This window comes from Erwinia typographi, from assembly GCF_000773975.1.
In the GTDB taxonomy this organism is placed as follows: domain Bacteria; phylum Pseudomonadota; class Gammaproteobacteria; order Enterobacterales; family Enterobacteriaceae; genus Erwinia; species Erwinia typographi.
Genome location: NZ_JRUQ01000080.1, coordinates 1 through 19,613, shown reverse-complemented (window position 1 = coordinate 19,613; position 19,613 = coordinate 1). Strand labels below are relative to the sequence as shown.

The following is a 19,613-nucleotide window of genomic DNA, read 5'->3' as shown; positions in this document are numbered from 1 at the left end:
AAGGCGCTAACGCCCTTTGGTTGTTAAACCCCGGATCAGTCAGATTTAAATCTGATCTTTTCCGGCGTTATCGTGAGAAATAGATGTCGGTACTGGTGCAGGTCAGGCAGCGGGTTTTGGGCTGATATACCATTAATCCGGTTGCACCGTGGCGTATCAGCCAGTCGCGAGCCGTAAAATAACGGCTCGCATCCGGCGCAGAAACCATGATGCGCGAGGCGTGCGTCACGGCATACCAGACCTCTGACGGATAATTACCATCGTACCTGAAGTCCGTCAGCGTTTGCGCCCAGGGGCCGGATGCGAGCGGCGAACGTACCACTGTGGTGTTTTCATGCCAGCCGGGGAAGCTGGCATTGACCGCTGTTACTGGTTTATCCCATTCAACTTTTGTCGGTTCAGGCGGCGATGAGCAGCCTGCCAGCAAGAGGCCCAGCAATGGGGTCAGCGAGTTAAAACGTTTCATTTCTGAAGGTCTCCATGATGCCAGCGCGATGCACCGGCTTATAATAAATGTCGCCCATACGCCGTACCTCGCCGTTAACATCGATGCTGGCGATCACATCGACGCTGTTCAGTACTTTACGCAGCAAAACGCTGTACGGCATGTTCTGACACTCACGATTCTGGTAGCAGCGTTCAACCAGGCCGGATACGGCCTCTTCCGCGCTACCGGCATGGAGGGACGAAATCAGCCCTTCATGCCCGGAACCGATGACTTTCAGGCAGTCCCACGCTTCACCGCCGCGGATCTCGGCCAGCAGAATGCGATCCGGATTCATGCGGTAATTGGCACGTACCAGGCTTGCCGGGGTGACAATCGCTTTTTCCCCTGCGTCTGCGGGGTAAAAAAGATGCACGTAATTTTCATGGCCGTAAAAGTGCGTTTCCGGGTTGTCCTCGATAGTCACCAGTCGCAGGTTTACGGGGATATACCCGATCATCGTTTTCAGGTAGGTGGTTTTCCCCGACCCGGTGCCACCCACGATGATGATGGTTTTGCCATATTCGACGCACTTCTCCATAAACGTGGGGAGTTCACCGGCATTGTATAAACGCAGAAGCTCGTCATCATGGTTTGACGTTTTCTCCTTACCCATGACCCTGTCGTAAAAGCCGCCGTCGATATAGGACTGGTGGGGAATTTGTATCAGGGACGGTTTGCGGATTGTTATCGACACCGTGCCGCGCTCACTGGCCGGAGGCATCACGACCTGGCAACGTTCGCCAGATTCAAGCGTTGCTGACAGCACCGGCGATGTATCATCGATATGGTCTTTCTGGAAGTTTGCCAGCGCAGTTGCAAATATAGAGCAATCGCCCAGCGTGATTGGCACCGTATGCTTTTCCCACTGGCCCCGGATCTTTGTAAACAGTTCTCCGGGGCGGTTTACGGCGATTTCAGTCAGGCTATCCAGTGCCAGAAAGTCGCCAAAAAGGCGCTTTTGCAGGCGGTCTAAAGAAATGTTACTGACCATACCGGCCCCCTTTTATTGAAAGGCGGTAAACACCAGAAAAATCAATATCGGAGCCTGTCATCATGCCAATGATATCGCCCTGATTCTTATAGATGGTTGGCGGGATATTGATGCTGTTATCCAGCGCCGTTTTTGCCATTTCTGCCGCTGCGGCGCGGCTGTTCTCTGTATAGTCCGTATTGCGGTCTTTACCGGGAGCACTGTCAGCCGCCGCGGCGGCAACGTCCTGTACGGTACTCAGTAACATGGCATTACCGAAGCGCTCCCAGAAGTGCGTGTCTACCCAGCCATCGATACCGGATTCACCCAACTGGCCGACAACCTGAGAATCAACCATCGGGATTTTCAGACCGTCCGGGGTGCGGAGTTCTGTCCACTGGACAAACATTCGCCCCTGTCCGTGCTTCAGCGTTCCTGATTTGTACACTCCCCGCGCTCGTGTACCGGCCTGGATCAGCCGGACGTGCGTACTGGCGCTATAAACATCCTCTGAAATAATGCAACTGATACGCCCGGCCACATCAGAGACGAAGCGCGTCTGAAGCGTGCAGGGGATATAGGTATCGACGGGGATGTATAAATCCGGATCGAGCGTGATTCGCTGAATGCCGGTCACTGTCGATGTTCCCGTACTGCTGGCTGTCGCCGTGGGGCAGACAAGTTTTCCGCTCGCATCTTTCACCAGGGCTTCCCTGCATGGTGTGTAGACCTGCGGTGTATCTGTCGTTGCTGTGGCTGATGTTTCGCCGCGTTCTGCTGAGCGCGACACGGTGCCACCCTGACCACCCGACGATGAGCCGCCCGATACGGCCAGCGCCAGCGATTTATCAAACGTCACTGGCGGCGGCAGCGTGATGGTCTGCGCCTGCTCTGCCGGTTGTGAATTCCCGTTGTCCGGCTGCGCCTGTTCACCAAAAGGTGCGGCATCCTGTCCCATCCCCTGACGTTTCTCAGCGGCAATTCCTTTATCTTTAGGCGCGGATGTTTCCTTGCTGGCAGCAGGCTGGCGCAGATAATGGGTGACGGCCCAGTCTCCGGTAACCGCCAGAATAATCAACGCGGCCAGCGCAAGCACACCCAGCGTCATGACACGATTTTTGCCACGTTTCTTCAGCTGGTTCACCTCTGGCTGGCCGGGCTTTTTGTCCTCCGCTGGTGCGGACTTCTTCAGTTCAGCATCAGCCCGCGCTCTTGCTTCCCGTTCCAGTTCTGCCAGCGTTTTTTCACCTGACTGTGTATCTGTCATGGTTTAGCCTCCACAGTGACGGCGGATGAAACAGTGCTGCTGTTACTGACTGCTACCTTCCCAAATCCCTGATTGACTAACCCGATCACCGCATCGCCATAGCGCAGTACGATTTTCTCACTCAGGGACGGGATAATCATGACCCGGTAGTTTTTCTGCTGTTTGACTTGAGGGGGAGCCGTAAGCTGTTCTTTCCCGTTGACGATCACATAAGGGCTGGGGATTTTCTTCAGCGGTGAGAAGCCCAGATAAGTAAAACGACCGTCGTCATAGGCAAAATCAGGCGCAATGATTTTGCTGTCTGCTTTCATTCGCATGAAGTAGTTCCAGTTGCGCGGTGCGGTAGAGGCGGTAAAGGCTTTTTCAATACGGGCCTTTTCCTGTGCCTCCGACCACTCTTTCTGGCGTGCCAGTGTTGCCGCTTCGCTGACCTTCCTGGCTTCAGCCGGGTACTGCCATGTAACAACGAATGCCTGATTTTTGGCCGGAGCAGCATCATCCAGTACATTCAGCTCCATGCTGTAAAAATGCTTCGACGTGGTGACAAACAGGTTAGTCTTCCAGTCTTTTGGCTCAGGAAGAAAGACCTGGCTGGCGTTGGTGCCATCAGCGCCAGTGACCGGCTGGGTTATGGGAACAGGACGGATATAGACGCGGTTGGCCTCTTTATCGACCTGCCAGCCCTTAATGAAACCGACTTGTGTATCAATGACGGCCTCTTCATCAGAAAAAACCAACGTGGTGACGTAACCGGCGCGACTGTTAATGACGGTACTGTTCTGCATGTTGTAGTTAGTCTGTTGCATCCGGCTGTCCCACCGGCTTCCCTGTGGAATAGCGGCACTCCATGCGTGCGCAGAGATTGCCAGCATCAGACAGATAATGAAGTTGCGCATTATTCTTTCCTCAGTTCCTTTTCACGTTGATAGCTGGTGACGATAAAGCCGAGCGGGTTGCTTTCGCGCTGGCTGTCCGTCAGTTCTTTCGAGGGGATATAGCGAAAGGTCATGCGAATATTCCAGATTGAAACCTGCGTTGAACCATCCGCTACGCGCCGTGTTGTTGTCTTCACGCGCACGTTAGCCAGTTTGTCGGGTTTTGTTGCATAGCTGATGGGATCAGAAATAATTTCGGTTTTAACCACGTATTCAGCATTCTTATTTACTTTATCGGGGGCGTTTGGTCCGGCAAACCAGTCGATATACTCTGAATTAACCTCGTCGCTGTTGAATAGCTGTACCGTGTCATAATCATTTTGCAGAGAAAAATAATTATAACCTTCACGAAGTTTTACGTAATTTGCTACGTAAGATTTAGATATTGCGTCATTTTCCGTTAAATCTTTTTCTTTAACCCTCGTTACAAATTCAGAACGCCCGGTATGGCTGTCTATAATGTAAAGTGCTGTATCGGTTTGCTTCAGGGGAAGCATCAGCATGATAGCTATAGTGAGTAAAATAACAATCACAACTGCGACAGATGCGATTATCCATGCCGTCTTCTTCGATGTTTTATCAGTATCCATTAATTTCTTTTCAAATGACTTTGATGTGTTAATGATCTCCTTTATTTCAGACATTGCTAATCTCCTGAATTATTGCTGATGAATTAACTGGCTGTAACTGGCCTGATACATCAGGCGGAAAATGACTTTGCTGTGAGCAGCCCGTAAGAACGCACAACATCATTATCATGATGAAGGTTTTCATTGATAATCCTGATTATTTAAATAAAAAGTGAAACTCTGACGTGGAAAATAAAAGGGGTTAATTTATTTCAGTCTGTTCATGCTGTTGCCAATTTGTGACATGGCAGTTGCCCGTTTCATGTTCTCTATTGATATATTACGAAGCTGGCGTGTATTCATGTAACCAGAGACAGCATCCATCGCTTTACCGCCTACATAATCCATACCCTTACCTAAGCCAGCCATTGCTGTGGGGCCGTGTTGCTTCAGATCATTCCCCGCTGACTCTGTAGCCTTGGACATTTGCTTGCTTGCCAGAAGACCTGCACCGGCTAGCCCCATCGCAGCAGCTCCCTGAACAGCGCCAACAACGCTGGCCCCGGCGAGAGAACCGGCGATTTTTGCGGACAGCCAGACAACAAAACCAGCGCCAATACCTGCGAGGCAGCACTGCGCTCCCAGAGTGACAATATTGTTTGCATCAGCGCCGGTTGTCGCTTTCTCAAGTACTTTCCCCAGATATGTTGTGACGATGCGTAAAACAAGAGATGAGAATAAAATCGTCAGAACTGCCGTAAATATTACTTGCAACCAATTATTAAACATTGGTCGTAAAAAACCGAACATGAGACAGAATATAAATATAGGTGCTGTTGTTCCCATTAATATTATTATCAACTCTGCCCCCAGGTTTACAATGGTGGCTAAAATAAGTGTCACCATAGTTCCTCCCCATACCAATCCTTCTGCCATAGCTCCATTTACACTCACATAAGTTGAATCATCAAGGTTGTATAATGTTTGACCTATGTCTTGCGCTTTCTCCCATAGGGTATCAAGAATGGACCATACATTATCACCGCCGCTAAAACCGTTCTTAATACCATCAATTGCTGAAATAACCGAATCAAGATAACCGTTTGCATTGGTGACGAATGCCAGAATGATCCCCATCCTCGCCAGATCCCATACTACATCCTGAACAGGCGTTTGCAATTTACCAGCCAGTGTTTGATAACCTCGCCAGAGAATGTATAAAGCAACCGTTCCTGTAATTAGTCCAACCATCATGGATGAGTAAAGGGACATCTGTCCCTGTACTATTTTATTAACTCCACCCATAATAGTGTTATCCATGCCAGTGAAAACACCTTCATTACTCATTTTTCCTCCCTTGAGTCATTGAATGACGAACGAAATCTTGAGTCACTTTTTTAATTCCCTGAGCTACATCAGGGTCGTCTTGAGTTCGACGTTTTGCATTTACTACAGGAATGCATTCAGGACTACTAAATGTATGTGTATTTAAGCAATCGGCATATTTCGCTATCAGCTCCTTATGATGGGACATATACCACTCTTCCGATTTTATCGAACTATCACAACCAACTAAAGATGCAAGAGTTAATCCAGTCAGAATTGTATAAAGGTACTGTTTTTTCATGTTCACCAATCGATTTCCTTGTCATAAATTATTGAGATCTGCCACTGGCGCTTTAAGTTGTTTCTTCCTGTTCTCAAATTGCCGCTGTGACGTCAGCATTTTATCGCGTAGTTCTGCTTGTTTTACATTCATTTCCCACTGCGTTGTCAGTGCGTTTAACTGTACGCTTTTTGTAGTTATCGCGTTCGCCAAATCCTGAGATTCTTTCGAATCTGCTGACGATTGGACTCGGCTTGACAGTGTGGATATATCACTGACTGTACTGCTGATTTTCTGCTGTACGTCTGCCGTATCCTCTAGTGCTACGGCTTTATTGATCACCTCCTGTTTGCAGGTATCCGTTGAAGAAGCCTTGCCGCAGATGTCGAACATCTTATATTTGTTATATAGGTTATCGAGCGTGTTGCTGTAGGAACCGCTGGGGTTGGTCAGCAGATCGTTTAGCGATATGCCGTTCTGTTGCAGGTTTTTAAGATCGTTTGTCAGCGACTTGGCCTCACTGAAAAATGCCTGTACGTCACGAACGCCTGTAGCTGTTGCCAGTTGTTTTTTGTAGGCATCCAGCTGATTCTGATAGTGCTGAACGGTGTTTTTCCACTGGTCAAGGTGCTGCGTCCACTCATTGACGCGTTCAAGGTTTCCTAGTGCATCCACAACCGGAATACCGGTTGCACTGCTTAATGACGGACACAGTAATGCAGCCGCAACACAGGCGGCGGTGAATCTGTATTTCATGGTATTTCCTTCAGAGTGCGAGTTTCAGGTAACTGTCGAGCCAGTCTTGAGGCTTCATGCCGTCCTGAAATATGGAATCGAAGATTTCGAGGTTTTCAGTGCTGGCGCTCAGTACTTTGGTGTAAACGCCCAGTCCCGACAGGTCGAGAGTGACCAGAGCCGCGAATTTTTTCACATCACCTTTTTTAAGTGGCGTTTTTACCACCACGAACTGGCGAGCTGCCGGATCGAGATTTTTAATGATGGCGAATATTTCAGGTGCCACCTTAAGTCCGTCAACGTAATCTTTCTCGTTGGCGTCAGGGTTTGCCATGAATATCTTGGTACAGCACTGCTCCACAATTGCCGGTGAAATTGGGTTTTTAAGGATTTCAGCGGGTGATTGTGTCGCGGGAACAAATATACCGCCCAGCTTACGGATAACCTTCAGCATGTTCAGTGCGAAGCTGGCAAATGACGGATCCATTAACCATTTCCAGAACTCATCCATTTTTATAACCAGTCGGCGTCCGTCCAGCAGGCTGGTTACCCGGTAAAGCAGATAAAAGGAAATAGGGCCGCACACGTCCACATCGTCCAGGAACTCCGTGCCGTCGATACCGATATTGTCACAATCGCCAATATCGAACGTGTCAGCATCGTTATCAAACACCCAACCGAACTCTCCACCCTGCGCCCACTGTGACAGCCTGATCCGCAGACCATTTTCCTGTGCCTCCTTCGTTGGTGGTTCTGTCAGGTTTTCCAGCAGGCGGGTTATGCCGTATCCCCGGTCTTCTGCCGGAAGACCAATCATTACGGCATCCACCGCATGGCTCAGGCGCTCTTCATCGCGCGGCGTAAGAGACTGCTCGTTGCGGGTACAGAGCATACGCATCAGCTTTTTGACAAAGTTAAGGTTGCGCTTTGTCGGTTTCAGTCTGAATGGGTTAAAGCCGGTTGCCTCGCCGCTTTTTATGCGAAAATACTGCCCACCCAGCGCCCGTACGTTCAGTTCTGCCCCCCTGTCTTTGTCGAAAATAACCGTTGTAAGCCGCTTAGTTTTCGCCTGTGGTGAGAAACTTTGCGGCTGGCGATACTTCTGGAACATGATTTGCAGGAAGGATAACAGCATCGTTTTGCCTGACCCGGTTGTTCCCATAAGGTATGTATTGCCTGGGTTCTTCTCGTTAAAGTCATCCTTATCCAGCATGGAATTATGCAGGTTCAGGTAATACGCACTGCCAGAGGGGGTGCGTAAAACACATGTGGCCTCGCCCCAGGGGGCTTTGTCACGTTTCCCCGGCCAGAAATTATGCAGCGATGTGAGTTCAGCAAAATTCTGGCTGCTGACCGGAACAAGTCGGGGGCGCAGATTATATACGCCTGGCAGTTGCGCCAGATGGGCCGCAGGTAATGACTGTGTTGAAAGTGTTGGTGTGATACCAAGGTCGGTAAATACATCAGATACTGTGTTGGTATCTCTTACCAGTTGTTCGGTACTTTTTGCCGCTATCATTAGTGAGAAGTGATATTTACCGAAAGACAGATGCCCTGACTGGAGCATATCAAGGGCAATCAACAGCTCTTTACGTTGCGATATGGCGTCATCTTCTACGCTGCTCAGGCGTTTTAACGTAAGTTTTATATTATCCTGGGCCTCTTTTTTGGCCATACAGCTGAATGAGTGCGTCAGGACGTAGTTACATGGCGAGTACATCAGCCCGTTTAAAATGCCGGTGATCGTATGGGAGCAATAATCCTTTATTTCCAGCCCTCTGAAAAACGTATCGCCGGTGATGCTTTTGCACTGCCCCGCGTCTTCTGTAAAGAAGATGTCTGCTGTCCCAAGCGTTTCATAGAACGGTGTACGGGTGACAGCCACTTTTTGCCAGGTCCCGGTAAGCAACCGGCGATAAAAAGCCAGTTGAGAGGAATACACACGTCCGTTTTCCTCATATGCACCCAGCCGTGTTGCTGTAAAGCGGGACAATGAAGACGTGAGCGAGTCGCATATCTCGCCCATTTCCTTCAGTGCGTTATCGAGAGCGTGCAGTTTCTGCCCGTCAGTCATGCGCTTTCGTTCCACCTTATCCAGCCCGACAAACGGCATATAGCAGACGGTGAAAAAAAGCCTGTTCCTGCGAAATGGCCGCTGCTCAATCGACCTGTAGTACAGGTCGCTGACCGTATCAGCAAAATAGTTACCGGAATGCCCGTCAAAGCGATCGCTGAATTCTTCCCTGATACTGTGAACGTAAAAGGTCAGCGGTTGCCCTTCCCAGGCTTTAATCAGGTTGTTCAGCTGCGTGGTGATAATTTCCAGGCTGCCTTCTGACTCACATTCAAAAGCCGAACCGCCAATTTCCCATGTTGCGATCAGGTCGCTGCCACGGGTTTTTATGACGTGCTCATGAATGTGCGACGAATACGGGATGTGGCGGGTCAGTGTGACCCGTTCGTTGAGTCGCATACTGTCGGTAAACTCCGTTATGTCCACGGCGTCATAGTCGTTTGCCAGAAACGCTCTTGCGCCGTAGTGTTTGTCACAGACTCTGTTACCGCGCGTTTTCAGATTAAGAAACATCAGGCTGAAAATATGCGCGTCCTTTTTTGCCTTGCGGTTCATCCAGCACCAGCAGAACGGCAGGCAAAGCAACAGTAGTTTGTGGATGTAGAGAGCCAGCAGGATATTTGCTCCTGTGACCATAACCAGTGGCACCATCGGGATGCCGAGAAGCATCGCGGGGCGCGTCAGTGCTTTATTCAGCGTTCCCATTACCGGTATCTCAGTTGGCTAGCAGGTAAGATGCAAGGCCGGAAGCGCCGCCGATACAGATAGCCCCGATGATGATATTTTTGAAGTCACCCAGGCTCCTGCCATCCCACATGACTTTATAACCAACCCAACAGGTGGCTACGGTGAGTGTGGCGATCGCCAGCGTGCCCGTCAGAGCCGTTGATATTTTTTGAAATAATTTGGTGGCTTTGGAAAAACCATCATCATCAGCAAACGCTGGTGATGAGAGCAGAACGGCTGCGGCCATAGTGAGTCGGGCCTGTGCGTGTTTCAGTTTGTTGGTCAGTTTCATTCTTTAGTCTCTTCAGTTGGTGTAATGAAAGCCCCGCGCACAATCTGTGCCGGGTAATAAACGGGGATTTCAGGTTGTGACGCTTTCGCGCCGGGAGATATAAGGTCACCGCGTACAATTTTTGTGGGCCAGCGTACTGACGGCGCCGGTTCTTTCTCTGGTGTTGGTGCGTGTTGCTCTGATTTCGTTGACGGTACGACATAACCGCCAGTGGGTGGGGCGTAGCCAATCCGCTGCACGTAGCTGGTCTGTGAAAAGTTTTTTTCTGGCTTCTGGCCAGTACTGAAATTGCCGGAGTAGTAGCAGCTGAGCGCACGTTTCAGGGTGCTACCACGCCGGTAACAGTCGGTCAGGATTTTTTCGAAGACGGATAGATTGGTGCAGGGGTTAAGCAGCTGTTCTGGCGTGACGCCGTAACGTGAAAAATTGGACTTATTAATTTGCATCAGCCCAATTGAGTAGTTCTTCCCCTGAGACTGTAGCCGCTGTACCCAGGCCAGAGCATCCCCCGGACTGGACGGAAAAAGCCCCTTTTGACCCACAATGCCAATCGCGTACTGATTAAAGCCCGATTCGACACGCATCACATCCAGTACGGTATCTGGGTGGATTGTTGGGGCGCACTGCATGGCAAGGGCCAGAACGAGTGCCGGAGTCATGTTTTAACCCCCTGCTTTCTTCGCCGGTATTCTTCATTCGCTTCTTCAATTTCCACGAGCATGGCTGCGATTAAGCTTGCGGGAATGCGGGGGCTGTAAGTCTTGCGGTAGTGAACCCGTAAAGAGCAGTGCTTGATGAGGGATTCACGGCAGGCTTTAACCTGTGGCGTCATAGCGCCTCCTGACTTAGTTAAAGTTGTAGGGATTATTGTTGTCGTCGGTCGGATCTTTCTCTTTCGGCTCCAGCAGCACCAGCTTGCCGGATGTGATGGCGATGCCGGGTGTCAGCACAATATTCAGGCCGTTGCCTTCCCTGTGTCTGAAGGCTGCCCCAACGCGAAGCCAGTAAGTATTGGGTTCGCTGCCTGACGCGGGGGTATTTTCATGGGTTATCCAGACGATAAAATCAGGTTTTTTCATATTGAGATTCCCAGGTTATTTTTTCCAACGCCGCCTCTCCATAGTTATCAATAAGATAACGGACAAAACGGGATGCACTGTAGGTTCTTCCTGTAGAGACGGCCGCTCTTACAGCCAGAGCCTCCAGCCGCCGCCGGGGATCAATGGAAACGTAAACGTTGTTCCCTAACGTGTAACTTTCTCTCATGGTCGAATGAGTCTCTTGTTAAATGGGGGGGAAGTGCCAGTAAACTCACCAGCAGGTTGACCCTGTGAGCTGGATTAGCTGTGTGGTAGATATCATCAACTCGCCGGGCCAGCCCGGTTGATAAATAGGCGCATTCATAATTATGACTGTCCGCAGATAAGGCCCGCGGTTTACAGTCCAGGAGTGCTGCCATGCATTCGTCAGATACGGTTGCAATGTTTTTTCCGAAACGTACAAAATCCATTACGCCAGGTAAGGTGGCGATAGTCGAAGTGTGTATTGTTGCGGGGTTGAAACGAATAAATATGTAACCGGGGAAAAGAGGGGAACAGACCTGGCGCCAACCATTTTTTTTGTCTGTTCGTCGCCGTCGTTCGTATAAAAGAGGACAGCATGTTTCCAGATGTATAGCCTCAATAGCCTGTAATGTTGTTTTCCATGTGGTTGTTTTACATGATAATAAATACCAAGCTTCTTTCCATTTGTTCATATGCCCTCCATGAAATTTAGGCATAGCTAGCGCAGTGCATTATCCCCGGAAGGAGTTAACACAAAACGTTTTTTAGTATGTTTAATAAAAGCAACACCCGTGATTTTTACGGGTATTTGTCATTTAGTCCAATCGGTTAAATAGATCAATCCTTTTGTTATTGATCGATATCGACGATCAAACCTATCATCTCGTGTTTTTTGCAGTGAATGCTTTTTTATTAGGATTTCGGCAATAAATTAGATTAACTATATAAAATAAATGGTTAATTTTCTTAAACTCCAAGCTTACTTTGATGGAGAAATTGCATGATTGGTAAGCGACTCAGGACTGCCCGTAAAGCTGCTAAAATGACTCAAACAGAACTGGCAACCCGCGCAGGTATTGACGAACTGACAGTAAGCAGGATCTCCCATTATGAGACCGGAACTCACAGCCCTAACTTTCAACAGGCCTGTCGCTTTGCGGCCGTTCTTGGTGTGCCAGAGTGTTACTTCTATTGCCGTGACGATGTGCTTGCGGCGCACCTGCTGGCAATACATAAGCGACACAAAAAATTCCGGCTCAGCCCTGCTGAAATAACTGAACTGGAAAAAGCCCAGGTCCAGCTACAATTCATTCAGGAAACGATCGATGGCCTGCTTAATCGCCGTATCGATATTGAAATCAGTGAGGAATTGCCTTCATCACTGATGCCATAATCGACCCGGTATCCCCTGTAACGGCGTTTTGCAATGCTGACTGATGGGTAGTCTAGATAAACTGAGAACTTTAGGATAGGGACAGATTGTACCGGTACTAAATGTACCTATTCTTTCGTAAGTTAAGGGCGTATAATCATCGCCCCTCTTTGAACAGCATGTTATATCCCACAGAGACAAACAGGGGGGGAACGTACAGGTGCCAGCCGTTTTTCATCCCTTTATCCAGCAAAGATTCTCTGGAGTTCGTCCCTGCGATCAGGAATATTCGCGAAATATTATTTCTGACAGTGTTTTCAGAAATACCAAGTTTTTCAGCTATTTGCTTTCTTTCCAATCCCCGAAACAACAAAAACAATACATCCCATTCTCTGTTTGAGAAAATGTCTGTAGGGGGGGTAAATGTGGCCTCTCCGTAGAATGGCTTTTCGAGGAAGAATCCCATTGATATGTGTTCGAAGGGCTTCAGGTGTACAACCGTACCAATGATTGAACCTGACCTGTCAAAAAAAGGATATTTTTCAAAGATAAATGAGCGGTAATTATCGCCAACCAGCAGTGTACCAACCGCTTCGAGGCGTAATCCTGTTTGCATGACCTTTTGATCGTGCGCGACTAAACCTTTCTTAAAAGAGCCAAATGCGGTTACGGCCTCATAGCTCAGATTTGCGATATCCTGTTTTATTTCAAGGTAGTCAATATATGCCTGATTTACATAAATAAAATGGCTGTGTATATCCTTAACCCCCCAGGGTTCCTGACTTTTATTAAAAAAGTGCATCGCCTGACGGGATATTTTTCTGATGTTCAAAGCGCTGGCAGTACTGGAATAAGGCATCAATTTTTACTCGCATGTAGCCGTTATCGATTGTTATTTTTTTATTCTAACTACTTAAGGCGTGATCTGGATCAATATAATCTACATTCAAATAATAGCGATCACCTTCAGTTAAAAATGGGCCAGTATCCCTGGCGACACCATGCGAAAACCTGGCTATTTCTTCCTTGATGAACTAAGGTAACTACAGGTATTACCTGTAACTATCGAGGTGTTTTATGGCTACAGCCACATCAGTTAAGCTTGATGACGACCTTAAAAATCGTCTCCAACATCTGGCGCAGTCCCGCCGTCGAACTGCACACTGGATCATGCGTGAAGCCATCTCGCAGTACGTTGAGCGGGAGGAAAAGCGTGAAGTGTATTTGCGTGATGCTCAAAACGCCTGGGAAGAATTCCAGCGTACTGGCCTGCACATCACCGCTGAAGAAGCCGACGAATGGCTGTCTCAACTGGCGGCAGGTAACGATGTGGAACCGCCTGAATGCCATCGCTGAGCTGGACACCGCAGGCAGTGGCAGACGTTCAGCGGCTGTACCGCTTTCTGGCTGCCCGGGATCTGAATACTGCCCGTAACGCGGTCATTGAAATTCGTGGTCGCGTCAAAATCCTGGCCCATCACCCCGCATCAGGTCGCCCGGTTGAAGAACTTTCCTCTGCTTACCGGGAATGGCCTGTGAGCTTCGGTAACAGCGGATATGTCGTCCTCTATCGCATCGATACCGATATTGTATCTATTCTGGCCGTGCGGCATCAGCGGGAAACGGGCTGGGCAGAGTCGTGATCCTGACTATCCGGCACCAGAAAGAGGCGGGTTATCAAAGACTTTGATTCGGAAAAGTATAAGTCTCACTTTTCATTATGTTTAAGAAGAATAATGTTAACTAACTGATATTCGTCATGAAATTTTCGATTTTCTCGCGGGATCTTTGCAGGATCGTTTGATTATCGTTTCTCTGCGTGATAGATTTGCGGGGTTTTATGAATTCGTGCGGGTCGGACGCTCCCGGTAATAGCGTCAGGGATGGGGAAAAGGCAAGAGCCGGAACCCTGAATGCAAAAACCCCCTGAAATCTTCTTCTATCTTGGCAGAGGGAGGAAAGATATTCAGGGGGCCCAAAGCAGGCGCGGTGCCTGCAAAGGATTATAGCAAATGCGTAACCTTACACAACCCCTCAGCGCTGCCATAAGTGCAGGCGGTGGTGACTGAACAAAGTCTTCATCAATGTGTCGCTGAACGGTCATCAAAAGTTCACCGCCATCATGTGCCGCTTTTCGCTGGCACCATGCCAAATACGGTGGCCGTAAAACGTTTCTCTGCTGCTCTTGAGCGGCACGACTGGAACCGTAATCCCCTTATTTATGCACTCCGCTGCCAGCGCGAACAGCGCATTTCCGTTCGTTCTGAGCGGCGGGAAACCTATTACGCCCTGGCTATGGCGATGATCGCTAACTGCGACTACAACCCGGATGATGACTACCTTTTTGAAGTGATGTGTAGTTCTGAGGAACTGGCAAAGCAGATCGGACAGCTGCATGTGGATGCGGCCACTGGCCGGAAAACCTATGATCCAGTATATAAGGCTATTGGGGATTGGGAAGCTGCCGGAACGCTGGTTGTGCACAGAGCCAGGGATGCTGAGACCAGGCAGCAAAAAGCCATGCGGATATGGATAAGGCCTGAATTTTTCGATGGTCTGGGGTTCAGTATGGCCGAGCTGCGAGACATTGTGATCAAGTTCCGGCGCTGGCTGGAGCGTAAAGGACTCAGAGAAACCTATAAAGACCGCTATTCAGAACACCTCAAGCGCCTGGCCCGTAGTAACGTGGCCGACATATCAGATAAACACTCGCTGAAAAACCTGCTGAAGAAAATTAAGCGCCATGTGCTGGGCGAAGATGCGCAGCAGCAGGACGAGAAAAAGCGTGTTGTTTCTGACCTTGAACAGCGGCTTATCAAAACAGAGCAGGCATTGAGCCAGCAGCCGGCTAAAGAAGATCGCCGGTACTGGAAACTTTATGCCGCCTGGAAATCACAGCAGCCGGCTGCCGTCTCTATCGGGCTGGAAAACGCTGCAAAACAGAAACGGCCAGACCTGAGCACGGTAAGCGGCGAAGCCTACTGGCAATATCTGGTTGAGCGAATACCGTCTGGCGGCTCCTGAAGTCCCTGAGCGCCCCCTCCTTTTAACCTCTTCCGCCTCTGGCGGTTTTTCTGCTGCCTGAGCTGCATTAAATCCCCTCTTTTTTACCGTCTTCCGGTGGTTCCTCATTTTAGCAACAGCCCTTTTTCCGTCACCTGATTGTGACTTGTTTGTTTTTCCATCACTTAACTTCGTATCGTATTTTTATCACTCAGTTAACTTCGTTGTTAACGGTGATATGTGAGTTAAATTCGATGTTTATTTCTGAACTAACAGACCTTTATAAATAAAGGTGATAGGCGCGCCCCCTTGCCTGTCGGCCTGGGTGCTTAAAATCAAATATGACCACCCTTGCAGCGGCTAACACCGCGCCGGGTCGACTTATCGCTTCGCTCCAGAATTGCACCCCACGCTAACGCATGGGGCACTTCAGACCAGGATCGTTAAAGGGTTAACCGCTCGTCTGTTGGCCCTTGAGGGATTGGAGAAATCCAGTTGCTACCGGATACGTCAGCGCATCGCTGAAAGACTTCCATACACGCTCGTAGCTCGCTACGCTCACAACGCGGAGATACAGCCCGTTTTCGGGTTAACCCTCAACGGCCTAACTCCGACCGCGCACAAAACGTAATAAACCGCTTTTAGTCGGTAAGGCTTAGCAGGGCGAAGGATTGGATAGACGATCCCTTTTGATCCTGTACCGGCTACGCCGGGCCTCGGCGGTTTTACATTTGTGCTTTATTATAAACCTGAATGCCGCCTTATATGCGCTTACGCGCATTCAGTAAACTGGCTGCGCACTGCTCGCCAGTTTTTTCCGCGATATTGCCTTTTTAGTGTTATGATCCGTCTAATGGGTCGTGTCTTTTACACGAATATTCACGCGAGGTATATTTATGGCTATTACACAACGAGCAACGCAAAGCGTCACTATGTCCTTGGAACGTACCTTACTCAGCCGTGCTCGTGAGGCTGGTATTAATCTCAGTGCCACACTGACCGCCGCCCTTGATGCTGAACTACGCCAGTACGAAGCGAAAAAGTGGCAGGAGGAAAATAGCGAAGCGCTGGAAGCTCTTAATCGATTTCACGATGAACACGGTTGCTTCAGCGATGAGTACAGGACATTTTAAACATGCAGTTCACTGTATACAGTAATACCGGAAAAAGCGCCGTCTATCCCTTTCTGCTTGATGTCACGAGCGATATTATCGGGCAGTTGAACCGCAGAATTGTTATCCCCCTGCTGCCTGTTGAAAAGTATCCAGGAAGCCCCCGCCCAGAACGACTGGTTCCGCTTGTCAGACTGGCTGATGATAAAGAATACGCAGTTATGACGCATGAGATGGCGAGCATTCCCGCTCGTTCTTTAGGGGCGGTGTTCTGTGATGCATCTCTTTATCGAACGGAGATCAAAGCTGCTATTGATTTTCTTCTTGATGGTATTTGATGGTGTATTCTCAACGTGATTTTTAATGGGGTTCTGTGCCGGAACCGCCGAAATTTCCGGCACGACGAATTAGAAGGTAATGGGAGCTAGGCTACAATATGACGACATTTGAAAAATTCATCCTCGCATCAGAGGGTTAGAAGTAGCACACAAAATGTGTTCGAAAGTCGTTTGGCCCAGTTTACGCCAACCCTTCACCCCCGATATATAATCGCTTCATTAAGGCTGTTGATCACTTTATCAATGTAGTTTTTATCGGTACTTGTTAGTGCCTGTGATTCTCCTGATGCGCTGTTCAAAAACACAACATATTCTGTTTTTAGAGACTTAATCCACATAATACCCAGTACTATAAGAAGTACACCAATTCCCTTAAACATCAGTGTTGAAGCAGCAAAGATCATAATAAGTCCTGTCAGGACGATGATAGCAGGTACTGCTTTTGATGGGGGACGTTCTCCTCTCTTTACAGAAGTGACGCCATTCATGGCGTAAGTGGTCGAGCCAACCAGAAAACGTGAATTTGTAATACTTACCTTACCATTACTGTAGAACTCTTTTTCTTCCATTTCCATTTTATACTTATCTCTTTAATGGTGGGGGATGCCGGGATTGTTCACTGCCACTTGCCTGACTTCGGCAATAATGTCACGCATATTGTTCAGGCATTCCGCTGCCGGTTGCCCTGCTCGTTCAAGTGCCGGTTCAGCCTTTACGTAATACGCTTCCACTTGCGTATTTGAGGCGTTTATCATCAGTGGGATGCTGCATATAAGTAATGTGCCAAAACGCTGCTGTAGGCGGTCTGTGCTCGCTTCAAACTGGTTAGTGACGTTAAGTACAGCTACCGGTTCTTTTATCAGTGCCATGCTGATAGCGGTCGTCAGTTGTTCCACGTGCTCGTCATCCAGACTGTCACCAACGCTTTTAATCTTCGCCGGGAGTGCCTGAATTGTCGCAGGGTCGGCACTGGCTACCTGCTTAATGTAAGCGCTCCAGCCGCTATCTGACGCCATACAGGAGGCCGATAGAATGCAAGCCGCAAGAACGATGCCATGCCGGTTCATCTGACCACCTCTAGCGTGTTATCGCTGGAATGAATGATTTTCCCGCGTACCACCGGCCCAATGATTATGCAACCCTCAGAGGCGAATCCAGGCACCTTTGGCGGCATCTTCTCGCCGTGGATACGAAACAGGGAGCGTCCGAAACTCTCACCAGCGGTTTGAGTAAGGATGATCGTCATTGGCCCCTTTGAGTTTGTATAGCCACCAATGTGATACGTTCCGCGTGGAATTGGCCCCATGCCTTTAACGTGCTGGCGGTCGGGGTTGTTCTTATTGGTCAGGTTGCCGGAGTAACCTGTGCCGATCAGCTTTCCCTCATGCCAGAGTTCGCCAGTGCTTTGGTAATAAGTCCATGCCATGTAAAATCTCCTTATGCAGCGTTGCGGTCGTTCCAGCTATCAGAGTGAACAATATTCCCATCCAGATATTTCCATGTGATTTTTTCATACGACATTTCGATCAATTCTTTGTGGTCTTGATGTGCATAATCCATATCTTTCACATCCTCCATCCACGGTACGACAGAGGTAATACGGGCATTTTCCAAAAAAATATTAAAATATTCTTCTTCCTGACCTGCGTAGTTTATTCGATAAAATTTAAGCTCTGCTGATTTTAAGCGCTTCCCTGAGCTAACGAACTGATAAAGGTAGGAGCTGGAAGAGTCCAGCGATTTGGTGAGGATAAAGGGGGCATGTTCGCGCCTGGCCGTTACTTTTCCAGACAGGCCATCCGTTGGAAGTAATACATTGTGAGCCAGTGCGGTTATCTCTATGCTTCCCTCGCGCTGGTGTACATCTACAGAGCCTTTGACGGGGTTTCCACCATCATCCTTTAACCACAGATACACAGGAATTGCCATGTTGAATATCCCTTATCCAAATCAACATGGTATAGCGATGATAATCAACAGAAAGTCACTGAGTCCCAACTTATCGCTAATCACGCGAAGGATGAAAAGTGATTAGCGTAAGATATTTTTCGTTTTCCTGCGCCTCCCCAAATATGACTGTCGGTAAACCCTCACCATTATGAGGAAACAGCGTAAAACGGGCTTCAGGGCGTTTAAATCAGCCCAAACCAGAAAGGCTGTTTTGATAACAAATCAGTAACATAAAAACCACCCGTTTCTGGCCGGGAAAACCGGCGCTTTTGGCCCGTTGGGTGACATTTTAATCTGTGTGCCACCGCCGTGGTGCAGATTAGAGCTTTTATGTTAAAAAGTGCCGGATTCGGCAAAATTTTGTTTGTTTGTTTCTTTTGCGGTTGCACGCCGGAACCGCCGAAACTTCCGATGTAGAATGTCCTATAAAAAATAGGGGGGAAATCATGAGCAAACTGGATAAAGAGCCGATCAGAGGACTGGATGATAAGGAGACAGCCCTGCTTATCGATGCACTGACTGCGCTACGCGCCGAGCGCGGGAAAGCCTGGAATATAGCCTGTGACATAGCTCAGGTGGCAAACAAGCGGCCGCCTGAGCTGAAAAGGTATGGTATTGATGAAATTACACGGCTGGCTCGTCGTTTAGGTGCCAGAAAAACACACTGGCTGGATTGAGACAGGTCGCGCTCATTTCCTCCAAAAGTCCCACTGTTATGAGCTACTCTATTGATTACATTAATTATGGAGTTGGATTTTCGTCATAAGGACCTGATACCTGTACCTCTGCATCTCCCCATTGCTCATGTTCCGGTTCGTCAGGGTCAAGGTACTTGCGGCATTTGGCATGAAGCCATATATTCATTGGCCGCAGATTAACGACTTCCACTTCGTCAAATTCAAAATTGGCATTATCAATCAGCCAGTCCTGAATAATTTCCTGGATATCATCATCGTCAAGCTCGATTTTGCGCTCAACAAATCCTTCGTCTTTATAGTATTTTACAGGAAAAACCGTCCGCATTTTCAGCTATCCTCTTTCCGTTGGGTAAGCCGGAACCGCTGAAAGTTTCGGCTTCTGAAACGCTGCCGGAGTGCCGCTCGCATTTTAATT

At 48.7% G+C, this 19,613-nt stretch carries 27 protein-coding genes; 7 read left to right on the top strand and 20 right to left on the bottom strand.

What is annotated here, in order from left to right:
• Positions 1-67: 67 nt before the first annotated feature.
• From NG99_RS24405 to NG99_RS28595, 14 genes are all read right to left on the bottom strand, one after another.
• On the bottom strand, positions 68-466 hold the full coding sequence (locus NG99_RS24405; RefSeq protein ID WP_034898771.1) for a cag pathogenicity island Cag12 family protein: 399 nt from the start codon (positions 464-466) through the stop codon (positions 68-70).
• The gene (virB11, locus tag NG99_RS24400; RefSeq protein WP_034898768.1) at positions 453-1,478 is read right to left on the bottom strand and encodes a P-type DNA transfer ATPase VirB11; all 1,026 of its coding nucleotides are present in this window, start codon (positions 1,476-1,478) and stop codon (positions 453-455) included. Before virB11 ends, NG99_RS24405 begins: the two co-directional genes overlap by 14 nt.
• The gene (gene virB10, locus NG99_RS24395; RefSeq protein ID WP_034898766.1) at positions 1,468-2,724 is read right to left on the bottom strand and encodes a VirB10/TraB/TrbI family type IV secretion system protein; all 1,257 of its coding nucleotides are present in this window, start codon (positions 2,722-2,724) and stop codon (positions 1,468-1,470) included. Before virB10 ends, virB11 begins: the two co-directional genes overlap by 11 nt.
• Complete coding sequence (gene virB9 / locus NG99_RS24390; protein WP_157032698.1) at positions 2,721-3,620, bottom strand: P-type conjugative transfer protein VirB9; 900 nt, start codon at positions 3,618-3,620, stop codon at positions 2,721-2,723. Before virB9 ends, virB10 begins: the two co-directional genes overlap by 4 nt.
• Complete coding sequence (locus NG99_RS24385; protein WP_034898761.1) at positions 3,620-4,303, bottom strand: virB8 family protein; 684 nt, start codon at positions 4,301-4,303, stop codon at positions 3,620-3,622. Before NG99_RS24385 ends, virB9 begins: the two co-directional genes overlap by 1 nt.
• Before the next feature lie 192 nt (positions 4,304-4,495).
• Entirely contained in the window at positions 4,496-5,575 is a 1,080-nt protein-coding gene (locus NG99_RS24380; RefSeq protein WP_052130861.1) for a type IV secretion system protein, read from the bottom strand.
• Complete coding sequence (locus tag NG99_RS29495) at positions 5,568-5,855, bottom strand: EexN family lipoprotein (protein WP_232298367.1); 288 nt, start codon at positions 5,853-5,855, stop codon at positions 5,568-5,570. The genes NG99_RS24380 and NG99_RS29495 overlap by 8 nt, the downstream gene beginning before the upstream one ends.
• A 21-nt stretch (positions 5,856-5,876) precedes the next feature.
• Positions 5,877-6,590 carry a type IV secretion system protein gene (locus NG99_RS24375; protein ID WP_034898758.1) on the bottom strand — a complete coding sequence of 238 codons (714 nt, stop codon included), beginning with the start codon at positions 6,588-6,590 and terminating at the stop codon, positions 5,877-5,879.
• 10 nt (positions 6,591-6,600) lie between these two features.
• A complete protein-coding gene (locus tag NG99_RS24370; RefSeq protein ID WP_034898756.1) occupies positions 6,601-9,348 on the bottom strand; it encodes a VirB4 family type IV secretion/conjugal transfer ATPase in 2,748 nt (915 codons plus the stop codon).
• A 10-nt stretch (positions 9,349-9,358) separates the two neighbouring features.
• A complete protein-coding gene (locus NG99_RS24365; RefSeq protein WP_072017667.1) occupies positions 9,359-9,661 on the bottom strand; it encodes a TrbC/VirB2 family protein in 303 nt (100 codons plus the stop codon).
• Positions 9,658-10,320 (bottom strand): lytic transglycosylase domain-containing protein, encoded by a 663-nt coding sequence (locus NG99_RS24360; protein WP_034898755.1) that lies wholly within the window; start codon positions 10,318-10,320, stop codon positions 9,658-9,660. Before NG99_RS24360 ends, NG99_RS24365 begins: the two co-directional genes overlap by 4 nt.
• Positions 10,317-10,493 carry a hypothetical protein gene (locus tag NG99_RS29490; RefSeq protein WP_157032696.1) on the bottom strand — a complete coding sequence of 59 codons (177 nt, stop codon included), beginning with the start codon at positions 10,491-10,493 and terminating at the stop codon, positions 10,317-10,319. The genes NG99_RS24360 and NG99_RS29490 overlap by 4 nt, the downstream gene beginning before the upstream one ends.
• A gap of 13 nt (positions 10,494-10,506) precedes the next feature.
• Positions 10,507-10,740 carry a hypothetical protein gene (locus NG99_RS24355; protein ID WP_034898753.1) on the bottom strand — a complete coding sequence of 78 codons (234 nt, stop codon included), beginning with the start codon at positions 10,738-10,740 and terminating at the stop codon, positions 10,507-10,509.
• Positions 10,741-10,880: 140 nt separating this feature from the next.
• A complete protein-coding gene (locus tag NG99_RS28595; RefSeq protein WP_072017665.1) occupies positions 10,881-11,417 on the bottom strand; it encodes a transcription termination/antitermination NusG family protein in 537 nt (178 codons plus the stop codon).
• Positions 11,418-11,725: 308 nt separating this feature from the next.
• Between NG99_RS28595 and NG99_RS30435 the strand changes: the two genes are divergently transcribed.
• Entirely contained in the window at positions 11,726-12,118 is a 393-nt protein-coding gene (locus NG99_RS30435; protein WP_072017664.1) for a helix-turn-helix domain-containing protein, read from the top strand.
• Positions 12,119-12,254: 136 nt separating this feature from the next.
• Here the strand turns inward: NG99_RS30435 and NG99_RS24345 are convergent, their stop codons facing one another.
• Positions 12,255-12,956, bottom strand: a complete 702-nt coding sequence (locus NG99_RS24345; protein WP_084110623.1) for a PAS and helix-turn-helix domain-containing protein — start codon at positions 12,954-12,956, stop codon at positions 12,255-12,257.
• 218 nt (positions 12,957-13,174) lie between these two features.
• Between NG99_RS24345 and NG99_RS24340 the strand changes: the two genes are divergently transcribed.
• The 5 genes from NG99_RS24340 to NG99_RS24320 all read left to right on the top strand — a co-directional run bounded on the left by NG99_RS24340 (position 13,175) and on the right by NG99_RS24320 (position 16,550).
• Positions 13,175-13,453, top strand: a complete 279-nt coding sequence (locus NG99_RS24340; RefSeq protein WP_034898748.1) for a CopG family ribbon-helix-helix protein — start codon at positions 13,175-13,177, stop codon at positions 13,451-13,453.
• On the top strand, positions 13,441-13,740 hold the full coding sequence (locus NG99_RS24335) for a type II toxin-antitoxin system RelE/ParE family toxin (RefSeq protein ID WP_034898745.1): 300 nt from the start codon (positions 13,441-13,443) through the stop codon (positions 13,738-13,740). The genes NG99_RS24340 and NG99_RS24335 overlap by 13 nt, the downstream gene beginning before the upstream one ends.
• A gap of 418 nt (positions 13,741-14,158) precedes the next feature.
• Entirely contained in the window at positions 14,159-15,121 is a 963-nt protein-coding gene (locus NG99_RS24330) for a hypothetical protein (protein WP_084110627.1), read from the top strand.
• An 875-nt stretch (positions 15,122-15,996) separates the two neighbouring features.
• Positions 15,997-16,233 carry a type II toxin-antitoxin system CcdA family antitoxin gene (locus tag NG99_RS24325; RefSeq protein WP_034898743.1) on the top strand — a complete coding sequence of 79 codons (237 nt, stop codon included), beginning with the start codon at positions 15,997-15,999 and terminating at the stop codon, positions 16,231-16,233.
• Between the two features lie 2 nt (positions 16,234-16,235).
• On the top strand, positions 16,236-16,550 hold the full coding sequence (locus NG99_RS24320) for a CcdB family protein (RefSeq protein ID WP_034898740.1): 315 nt from the start codon (positions 16,236-16,238) through the stop codon (positions 16,548-16,550).
• 194 nt (positions 16,551-16,744) lie between these two features.
• On the opposite strand, the gene NG99_RS24315 is transcribed toward NG99_RS24320, so the two are convergent.
• From NG99_RS24315 to tssD, 4 genes are read right to left on the bottom strand one after another with little or no spacing between them, the layout of a single operon-like run.
• Positions 16,745-17,125 (bottom strand): DUF6232 family protein, encoded by a 381-nt coding sequence (locus tag NG99_RS24315; protein WP_052130859.1) that lies wholly within the window; start codon positions 17,123-17,125, stop codon positions 16,745-16,747.
• 15 nt (positions 17,126-17,140) lie between these two features.
• On the bottom strand, positions 17,141-17,617 hold the full coding sequence (locus NG99_RS24310; RefSeq protein ID WP_052130858.1) for a hypothetical protein: 477 nt from the start codon (positions 17,615-17,617) through the stop codon (positions 17,141-17,143).
• Positions 17,614-17,976 carry a tlde1 domain-containing protein gene (locus NG99_RS24305; protein WP_034898738.1) on the bottom strand — a complete coding sequence of 121 codons (363 nt, stop codon included), beginning with the start codon at positions 17,974-17,976 and terminating at the stop codon, positions 17,614-17,616. The genes NG99_RS24310 and NG99_RS24305 overlap by 4 nt, the downstream gene beginning before the upstream one ends.
• Positions 17,977-17,987: 11 nt before the next feature.
• Positions 17,988-18,479 carry a type VI secretion system tube protein TssD gene (gene tssD, locus NG99_RS24300; protein ID WP_034898737.1) on the bottom strand — a complete coding sequence of 164 codons (492 nt, stop codon included), beginning with the start codon at positions 18,477-18,479 and terminating at the stop codon, positions 17,988-17,990.
• Between the two features lie 467 nt (positions 18,480-18,946).
• Here tssD and NG99_RS24295 point away from each other — a divergent pair, with 467 nt between their 5' ends.
• A complete protein-coding gene (locus tag NG99_RS24295; RefSeq protein ID WP_034898734.1) occupies positions 18,947-19,177 on the top strand; it encodes a hypothetical protein in 231 nt (76 codons plus the stop codon).
• A gap of 64 nt (positions 19,178-19,241) precedes the next feature.
• On the opposite strand, the gene NG99_RS24290 is transcribed toward NG99_RS24295, so the two are convergent.
• Positions 19,242-19,523, bottom strand: coding sequence for a hypothetical protein (locus NG99_RS24290; RefSeq protein WP_034898733.1), 282 nt, complete (start codon positions 19,521-19,523; stop codon positions 19,242-19,244).
• Positions 19,524-19,613 lie beyond the last annotated feature (90 nt).